The 422-nt window shown below is 51.4% G+C and carries 3 tRNA genes; all 3 read right to left on the reverse strand.

Annotated elements, in window-relative coordinates:
* Positions 1-36 precede the first annotated feature (36 nt).
* Positions 37-121 (reverse strand) — tRNA-Leu (locus J5M71_RS28945).
* Positions 122-178: 57 nt separating this feature from the next.
* A tRNA-His gene (locus J5M71_RS28950) sits at positions 179-254 on the reverse strand.
* 77 nt (positions 255-331) lie between these two features.
* Positions 332-416, reverse strand: a tRNA-Leu gene (locus J5M71_RS28955).
* Positions 417-422 lie beyond the last annotated feature (6 nt).

The raw sequence follows: 422 nt of genomic DNA on the forward strand, positions 1-422 counted from the left end.
ACTTCATCAGGCCCGAGGCACAGATGAAGCTTTATTTGGTGCGGATGAAGAGACTCGAACTCTTACGCCTCGCGGCGCTGGAACCTAAATCCAGTGTGTCTACCAATTCCACCACATCCGCGGATGAAGCTTTTAAAGCAAAGGCGCCAGACCGTTAAATCTGGCGCCTTTCGAAATATGGGGTGGACGATGGGGATCGAACCCACGACAACGGGAGTCACAATCCCGTGCTCTACCAACTGAGCTACGCCCACCATATTGCGTAACAAAAAAGCCAAACAACTTCTTTGTCGAAACTTCATCAGGCCCGAGGCACAGATGAAGCTTTATTTGGTGCGGATGAAGAGACTCGAACTCTTACGCCTCGCGGCGCTGGAACCTAAATCCAGTGTGTCTACCAATTCCACCACATCCGCGGATGA

This window comes from Pseudomonas sp. 43(2021), from assembly GCF_017490805.1.
Classification (GTDB): Bacteria; Pseudomonadota; Gammaproteobacteria; order Pseudomonadales; family Pseudomonadaceae; genus Aquipseudomonas.